Below are 6725 nucleotides of genomic sequence, written 5' to 3' on the forward strand. Positions count from 1 at the left end.
CCCGCCGCTTTTTAGCTCGCCTTGCCCCAGAGACAAAAAGTCACCCAAGCCCATCTTCTTACCAAGCTTAGCCAACGAGCGCCCACAGACTATGGCTGCGCGCATACGGCTTAAATCACCTTCGGCGACATTAGGAAACTGCTGGTATAGAGCTTCGGCTATAACCAGCCCCAAAATGGAGTCACCTAAGAACTCTAAGCGTTCGTTATGATTCGATGACGCACTACGGTGGGTCATTGCCTGCCGCAGCAAATCCTGCTGTTCAAAACGATGACCAACAATTTTTTCCAGTTCCGTGAACGGTGGTCTGGGCAAACTCACTCAATACTCCCTAGCCTTTCAAATCGAACTCCGGTAGGAACCCATGACGGCAACCAACTATCGCGACTGCGATCCATTTCAAAACTCATCCAGATAAATACGGCTCTACCGACCAGTAATTCCTCATCAACAAATCCCCAGTAGCGGCTGTCACGAGAGTTATCGCGGTTATCACCCATTGCAAAATATTGGCCTTCCGGTATCACCCATTCATCTCTTTGGGTGCCCGGCTGATTAAAGTACATTGCCATACGTGACGCAACACGCGGGTCTACGAGAATGTCGTGAGTTACGTTACCTAAGTCTTCGCTGTACGTCCGCAGCGGTGACGAGCCGGAGAAATAGGTGCCGTCTTCTTTTAATGACGATTTAACGACTTTCATTTCTTCACAGTCGCGTTGACCTTCAGCACACGCCGGTTGAATATAAAGTGTTTTATTACGGTATATAATGCGATCACCGGGCAAACCCACGATACGTTTTATATAGTCAATATTTGGGTTTTCCGGATACTTAAACACAGCGATGTCACCGCGCTCAGGTTGATTTGTTTCAACTAAAGTTTCCTGAAAAACAGGGTCTTTAATACCGTAAGAGAACTTCTCTACCAGAATAAAGTCACCTTTCAGCAAAGTTGGCATCATTGAGCCGGAAGGTATCTGAAATGGCTCATACAGAACGGTGCGAACCACTAACACCAAAGCGATAACAGGAAAAATGGACTCACTCAGTTCCATTAATTTAGGCTGAGGTGCCAGACTCTCTCTTTGTTCATCGGTTAAAGCACTGGTTGTTTTGTTCTCAACCTCAGCAATAACCGCTTTGCGCTTTGGCTTTAATACTCTGGCATCGTAGAGCCAGAACAATCCGGAGATAACAGTAATAAAGGTTAAAATAATTGAAAAATAATTGGCCATTTCCTATTTGCCCACTTTTAAAACCGCAAGGAAGGCTTCCTGAGGCACTTCAACGTTACCCAGGTTCTTCATGCGCTTTTTACCTTCTTTTTGTTTTTGTAAAAGCTTCTTCTTACGACTAATGTCACCGCCATAACATTTAGCTGTTACGTTTTTACGCAGCTGCTTGACCGTTGAACGTGCAATAACATGGTTGCCAATGGTCGCCTGAATCGCGATATCAAACATTTGCCGTGGAATTAACTCACGCATTTTATCAACCAGCAACCGGCCTCGCCCTTCCGCATGATCACGGTGAGTGATCATTGCTAAAGCATCGACGCGGTCGCCATTAATCAATATATCGACACGAACCATGTCCGCAGGTTCAAATTTCTTGAACTGATAATCTAACGATGCGTAGCCACGGCTGGTCGACTTTAATCGGTCAAAGAAGTCCATAACCACTTCAGCCATAGGCAGTTCGTAAGTTACCGAGACTTGTTTACCATGATAAGCCATGGCAGTTTGCACACCACGCTTATCAACACAAAGAGTGATGACATTCCCCAAAAATTCTTGAGGAACCAAAATATTAGCTTCTACAATCGGTTCATAAATGGTTTCGATATCGTTAACCGGCGGCAAGTTAACCGGGTTATCAACTTTCACCATACTACCGTCAGTTTTTTCAACTTCGTAAACCACGGTCGGCGCAGTGGTGATTAAGTCAATATCGTACTCACGTTCAAGTCGCTCCTGGATAATTTCCATGTGCAACATACCAAGGAAGCCACAACGGAAACCAAAGCCAAGCGCTGCTGAGTTTTCTGGTTCATAGAAAAGCGAGGCGTCATTTAACGACAGTTTCCCTAAGGCATCACGAAACGACTCGTAGTCGTCCGAGCTTATCGGGAACATACCCGCATAAACCTGAGGTTTTACTTTTTTAAAGCCCGGAACCGGTTCTTTCGCCGGATTACGCGTGTTGGTCAGCGTATCCCCAACCGGAGCACCTAAAATATCCTTAATGCCAGAAATGACATAGCCCACCTCACCGGTATGCAAAATACCGGTTTCGTGCGGTTTAGGGTCGAAATAACCAACTTTATCTATTTGATGAGACTGTCCGGTAGACATCACTGTCATCTTCTCACCAGCACGTAAAGTACCATTACGCACTCGAACTAAAGAGACCACGCCCTGATAGTTATCAAACCAGGAGTCAATAATAAGGGCTTGCAACGGCTCTTCCGGTTCGCCCTTAGGTGGCGGTATCTGACGAACAATACGTTCCAGTACATCGTCAATACCAAGACCTGTTTTTGCAGAGCATTGAACCGCATCAACGGCTTCAATGCCCACAATGTCTTCAATTTCCTGAGCAACACCCATGGCATCGGCTTGTGGCAGGTCAATTTTGTTCAGTACCGGTACTACTTCCAGGTCCATTTCAATTGCGGTGTAACAGTTTGCCAACGTCTGGGCTTCTACACCCTGAGCAGCATCAACAACCAGCAAGGCACCTTCACAGCCGGCTAATGAACGTGATACTTCATAAGAAAAGTCAACGTGTCCGGGCGTGTCGATAAAGTTTAGCTGATAGGTCTCACCGTCTTTTGCTGTGTAATAGAGCGTTACACTTTGCGCTTTTATCGTAATACCACGTTCGCGCTCCAAGTCCATGGAGTCCAGCACTTGCTCGGCCATTTCGCGGTCTGTCAGTCCTCCACAATGCTGGATCAAGCGATCCGACAAGGTCGATTTACCGTGGTCAATGTGAGCGATGATCGAGAAGTTACGAATATTACTTTGCTTGAACGCCCTATTCGGCATTGATGATACCTCTGTAAAACTAAATTCTGGAACTTAAAAAATTAGCCCCGATCATACTCATGTTAGCGGCAAGAACAAAGGACTTTATCCCAGTTCAGGGGTTTGAGTGCTGAACCTCAGCTGAAGTTTCCAGTTTAACCATCGCGTTGACTTGAATATCACGTTTGCGAAACCAGCGTTTTAACCCCCAAAAGGTTAAAGCGAAGCCCGCAAAAGACAGCAAAATAATAAAGCCTTCAGTTAAGGTGCCTGTATTCTCAAGTAATACGGCTATTAGAAGCAGCATCAGTATAGGTAAGCCATAAAGTAATAAAGCAAAACGCGTTACAGCAGTATCAGGTACTTCAAGTTGCACAAGTTCGCCAGGACGAAAAGCTTGTTCCGTTACTACCGTGAACTGTGCATTTCTGTCAGCAAAGACCTTGCTCAGAATACCGGCACCACAGTTAGAAACCTGTGCACACCCAGAGCAGGCTGTTTTAAGTTCAGTTGTTACTGTAACCCGGTTGCCTTCAACCGCGGTAACTTCGGCAATCTCTTTCATTATTTAACTTCTGTCGCTATACGTTGAGCCATGGCCAACGGCACCTGCCCCACAACGGTCACAAGAAAATTATTATACCGCTTTGAGAATAAAGTTTGTGAGGAAGATAGCGCAAGATCGGTTTCCATGCCCTCAGTAAGTTCTGCAACATAAACTGAATACTCTGCCAGACCATCTGAAAACAAGTAATGGTCGACTGGCGTTGAATCTAACACCAGGGTATGACTTTGCTGACTTAATAATCTAAAACCTTGTGGTGCCCAGCGGGGGTGCGCATCATACTGTGTTGGCCTTTTAACTCGAAGGTCCTCAAGCATGGGGGGCATTTCAATATTTTTAATTTCGGTCATTATTTCGGGCGCAGTTTCACGAACAGATAAGCTGGTCAGTTGTACCTGCTCTACCACGTCGCCTGACTGATTCAGCATAATGACCTTGAGCGGCATACCATGCTTACGATCAATCCATAACGAATAGCTGTAACGCTGGCTGTCTCTGCTTAATATGCGAATATGTTGCGCATTGCGCCCCAAAACCCTCGCGCCTCCACCAACTGTTACCTGGTAGCTATGACTTAAGCGTTCAAAAGGTTCAGCAAAAGCGGCTGGAAGAATTGCAGTGATGCTATCAGATTTTAATGCGTAATTACTGGCAGAGGTATTGAAGTGAGCAACCCGATCATCGACTCTTAAAATACGAAAATCAGGGCCGTTCATTTGAATTAAAAGTTCGGCACTACCTGCGTCAGGATCGTTGCCCTGTAACCATTGGTAGGGCTCGATTTGATCGCCATGCGCGTGAACTAAAGAAGCTTCAAAATTCAGTTCGGTTAAGGCGACCGCCATACGGTTGAACCAGTCAGCACCGTTCTCTGTTTGTTCGCTATTTTGCTGTGCACTGACAACAGAGCTTCCTGCTAATAAAAAAGCCCCGCATAAAATGGACCGGTACAACCGAGATATCATGATTTTAATTACCTTTGTTGAGCTCCTGCTCAGATTGTTTCTCTTCGCTTTCTGCTTTTTGCTGCAACATAAGTTGTTGCTGGTGATCAATCATGTACGACTGAACCTGGCGACGGCGTTGCTGATCGTTAATTTGTGACATTGGTTCAACCCGATTCAGGCTGACAGGCTCACGACCACCGCCAATTGGGCTGGTTAGTAACGCAGGTTCCGCACTCCCCCCTTCAGGCGTTGCCGGCTGCTGATAAGTTTGTACAGTCATTACCGCAACAACAGCAACACTGGCCGCGACAGCCACTTTAGCGAAAGGCTGGAACCAGCGTGACGCAGCTTTATTTTGGCTCTTAGAGCGACCAAAACCTGGTGTCACAACTTTATTAGATTCCTCATTAACACTAATACGAACCTGTTCACTAATGTCCAAGCTGATATCGGCGTTTAAATCCCCTTTAATGGCTGCACGAATAACACTATAACGATGCCATTCCTGCGTTGCCTGTTCATCATCCAGTAGCGCTTCTATTGCATCAGCATTGATGACCTGGTCATCAAACAGCGCGGATGTTGATTCTGATTCATTCCGAGACATAACTGCCCCTCTTTAGTTTACCGTTCCAGCAACGGTCGGAGTTGATTATCTATTGCTTCCCGAGCGCGAAAGATGCGAGAGCGGACAGTCCCGATAGGGCAATCCATTTCTAGCGCAATTTCCTCGTAACCGAGACCCTCAATTTCCCTTAATGTAATTGCCCGACGTAAATCTTCAGGCAAATCATCAATTGTTTTAAGTACCACATCTCTGATTTCATCAGACAACATTTGTCTTTCCGGAGATGCACTGTCTCTGAGTGCTCCAGCTCCTTCATAGAACTCTGCGTCTTCAGCATCAATATCGGATGCGGGCGGCTTTCTACCTTGCGAAACCAAATGGTTTTTCGCTGTATTCACCGCAATTCGGTACAACCAGGTATAAAAAGCACTGTCACCACGGAAGTTCGGTAGCGCTCGATACGCTTTTATAAACGCTTCCTGTGCAACATCAGCTACATCACCCTGTTGTTTGACATAACGCGATATCAAACTCATGACTTTGTGCTGATACTTCTTTACCAGCAGATCAAAAGCCCGGTTATCACCTTGTTGTACTCTTTCGACCAGCTGTTGGTCACTCACCTGTTCGCTCATCCGAGCCTGTTCTCCCTTAACCCAGGAACTGCTGGAACTGGCGGCCCGTCCTGTAAATTACTGACTGTGACAGGACCGCATGTAAAAAGTTCGCAAAAATATCGCCAAATGCGTAAAATCGTTCAAAATTCACATTGAGTACTTTATGGAACCTGTTGCAAATTATCAATGCGATGTGCTGATTATTGGTTCGGGAGCCGCGGGTTTAACCACCGCTTTACAGTTGGCTGATGATTTAAAAGTCACCGTCCTAAGTAAAGGCCCGCTGACTGAGGGCTCAACGTTTTATGCTCAAGGCGGCATCGCAGCTGTTTTCGATGAAAATGACAGTATCGAAAGCCATATCGAAGATACCTTAATTGCCGGCGCAGGCCTCTGTGACCCCGAAGCGGTTAAGTTTACCACAGAAAATGCCCGCGCAAGTCTGCAATGGCTTATTGATGCAGGAGTGGGCTTCGATCAGGTCCAATCAAAGGATGACAGCCCTACCTACCATTTAAACCGGGAAGGTGGGCATAGTCACCGCCGAATTCTGCACGCTGCTGACGCCACCGGCAAAGCTGTACAAACCACCTTGCAGAAGAAGGCTTTAGAGCACCCGAATATCACCATTTTAGAACGTTACAATGCCGTTGATTTAATTACCGGTTCACGCATTGGGAAACCTGCCGGCTGTTACGGCGCCTACATCTGGAGTCGGCCTAAAGAACAGGTTGAAACAGTCGCTGCTGGCTGTGTTGTTCTGGCAACAGGCGGGGCCAGTAAAGTGTACCAATATACCAGTAACCCGGATATTGCCAGCGGTGATGGTATAGCCATGGCATGGCGAGCAGGTTGCGCCGTTGCAAATATGGAGTTTAACCAATTCCACCCAACCTGCTTGTTCCACCCCAACGCACAAAGCTTTTTACTCACCGAAGCCTTGCGTGGCGAAGGCGCATTACTTAAGCGTCCGGATGGCAGCCGGTTTATGCCTGA

The 6725-nt window shown here is 46.6% G+C and carries 8 protein-coding genes; 1 reads left to right on the forward strand and 7 read right to left on the reverse strand.

Annotated elements, in window-relative coordinates; all coding sequences use genetic code 11:
* The 7 genes from B3180_RS02395 to rpoE all read right to left on the reverse strand — a co-directional run.
* On the reverse strand, positions 1-321 hold a 321-nt coding region (locus tag B3180_RS02395), incomplete at its 3' end, for a ribonuclease III family protein (RefSeq protein ID WP_286842787.1).
* Positions 318-1238 carry a signal peptidase I gene (lepB, locus tag B3180_RS02400; protein ID WP_054488114.1) on the reverse strand — a complete coding sequence of 307 codons (921 nt, stop codon included), beginning with the start codon at positions 1236-1238 and terminating at the stop codon, positions 318-320. The genes lepB and B3180_RS02395, both read right to left, overlap by 4 nt.
* Before the next feature lie 3 nt (positions 1239-1241).
* Positions 1242-3053, reverse strand: a complete 1812-nt coding sequence (gene lepA, locus B3180_RS02405) for a translation elongation factor 4 (protein WP_054488116.1) — start codon at positions 3051-3053, stop codon at positions 1242-1244.
* 94 nt (positions 3054-3147) lie between these two features.
* Positions 3148-3597 (reverse strand): SoxR reducing system RseC family protein, encoded by a 450-nt coding sequence (locus B3180_RS02410; RefSeq protein WP_199494192.1) that lies wholly within the window; start codon positions 3595-3597, stop codon positions 3148-3150.
* Entirely contained in the window at positions 3597-4562 is a 966-nt protein-coding gene (locus tag B3180_RS02415; protein ID WP_054488118.1) for a MucB/RseB C-terminal domain-containing protein, read from the reverse strand. Before B3180_RS02415 ends, B3180_RS02410 begins: the two co-directional genes overlap by 1 nt.
* A gap of 4 nt (positions 4563-4566) precedes the next feature.
* Complete coding sequence (locus B3180_RS02420; RefSeq protein ID WP_199494194.1) at positions 4567-5151, reverse strand: sigma-E factor negative regulatory protein; 585 nt, start codon at positions 5149-5151, stop codon at positions 4567-4569.
* A gap of 17 nt (positions 5152-5168) precedes the next feature.
* A complete protein-coding gene (rpoE, locus tag B3180_RS02425; protein ID WP_054488120.1) occupies positions 5169-5747 on the reverse strand; it encodes an RNA polymerase sigma factor RpoE in 579 nt (192 codons plus the stop codon).
* Between the two features lie 145 nt (positions 5748-5892).
* On the opposite strand from rpoE, the gene B3180_RS02430 reads away from it, so the two are divergent.
* On the forward strand, positions 5893-6725 hold an 833-nt coding region (locus B3180_RS02430; RefSeq protein ID WP_286842794.1), incomplete at its 3' end, for an FAD-dependent oxidoreductase.

The organism is Idiomarina sp. UBA4206 (assembly GCF_002383015.1).
Lineage (GTDB): Bacteria > Pseudomonadota > Gammaproteobacteria > Enterobacterales > Alteromonadaceae > Idiomarina > Idiomarina abyssalis.